The organism is Phytoactinopolyspora endophytica (assembly GCF_004138495.1).
GTDB lineage: Bacteria > Actinomycetota > Actinomycetes > Jiangellales > Jiangellaceae > Phytoactinopolyspora > Phytoactinopolyspora endophytica.
On record NZ_ML142864.1, the window covers coordinates 1 to 1,437 of the forward strand.

Genomic DNA, 1,437 nt, shown 5'->3' on the forward strand with positions numbered 1-1,437 from the left:
AAGACCCCGTTAAACCCAGGCACAGGTCGACGTTCTCGCAGGTGGAGCCCGAAGTCGGATTCGAACCGACGACCTACCGCTTACAAGGCGGTTGCTCTGACCAGCTGAGCTATTCGGGCGCAGACAGAAACGGTACCCGACCGGGCGCCGTCTCCTCCACTCCATGATCATGAACACTAACCGTGCTATGTACACGGTTAGTGTTCATGATCACGAGCGGTAGGAGTCAGCAGCCGCCGGCGACGGCCGGAATGATCGAGATCTTGGCGTCGGCCGGCGTGGGCGTCTGCAGCCCGGAGGCGAACCGCACGTCGTCGTCGTTGACGTAGACGTTGACGAATCGCCGGATCTCGCCGGTGTCGTCCAGCACCCGTGCGCCGATACCCGGGTAGGCGGCGTCGAGCGCCTTCACGACGTCCGAAAGCGTGGCGTCCTCGGATACATCGACGCTGACGTCGGCCTCACCCTTGGTGTAGGTGCGCAGGATGGTCGGAACTCGTACAGCAACGCTCATAGTGATCTATGCCTCCGGGACGAGGGCACGGAATGCCTCTGTTGTCGGTGCGATGGTGCCCGCCGGGCCGACGACCGGCGCGACGGCGTCGAGGGTCTTCAAGCCCTCGCCGGTATTGAAGATGACGGTGTCCGCGTCGGGGTCGAGCTTGCCGTCACGCAGTAGCTTGGCCAGCACCGCCACGGTGACTCCGCCGGCTGTCTCGGCGAAGATACCTTCCGTGCGCGCCAGCAGCCGGATGCCTTCGACGACCTCGCCGTCGGTGACGTCCTCGACGGCGCCACCGGTACGCCGGGTCACGTCCAGCACATACGGACCGTCCGCCGGGTTCCCGATGGCGAGGGACTTCGCGATGGTGTCGGGCCGGACCGGTTTGACGACGTTGTGACCGTCCTTGAAAGCGGCAGAGACGGGGGAGCATCCCTCGGCCTGTGCGCCGAAGATGGTCGGCCGCTCGCCCTCGACCAGGCCGAGCTTGGTCAGTTCGCCGAACGCCTTGTCCACCTTGACCAGCTGCGCGCCGCTGGCCACGGGGATCACCACCTGGCCGGGCAGCCGCCAGCCGAGCTGCTCGGCGGTCTCGTACCCGAGGGTCTTGGAGCCCTCGGCGTAGTAGGGACGGACGTTGACGTTGACGAACGCCCAATCCTCGTGCTGGCCGGCCAGCTCGGAGGCCAGCCGGTTGACGTCGTCGTAGTTACCTTCGACGGCGACGAGCGTGGTGCCGTACACCGCGCTGGTGACGACCTTCTGCTGCTCAAGGTCACTGGGGATGAAGACGAAGCTGCGGATGCCGGCTCGAGCCGCCGCGGCGGCCACTGCGTTGGCGAGGTTACCGGTGGACGGGCAAGCCAAGACGGTGAAGCCCAGCTCCCGTGCGGCCGCCAATGCGACGGCCACCACCCGGTCCTTAAAGGAATGTG

2 protein-coding genes and 1 tRNA gene are annotated in these 1,437 nt (G+C 66.0%); all 3 read right to left on the reverse strand.

The window, feature by feature from the left end; translation table 11 throughout:
* Nucleotides 1–42: 42 nt before the first annotated feature.
* Nucleotides 43–119, reverse strand: a tRNA-Thr gene (locus ELR45_RS25185).
* Between the two features lie 107 nt (nucleotides 120–226).
* The gene (locus ELR45_RS25190; RefSeq protein ID WP_129668810.1) at nucleotides 227–514 is read right to left on the reverse strand and encodes a ubiquitin-like small modifier protein 1; all 288 of its coding nucleotides are present in this window, start codon (nucleotides 512–514) and stop codon (nucleotides 227–229) included.
* Nucleotides 515–520: 6 nt separating this feature from the next.
* A partial coding sequence (gene thrC, locus ELR45_RS25195) for a threonine synthase (RefSeq protein WP_240760126.1) occupies nucleotides 521–1,437 on the reverse strand: 917 nt, incomplete at its 5' end.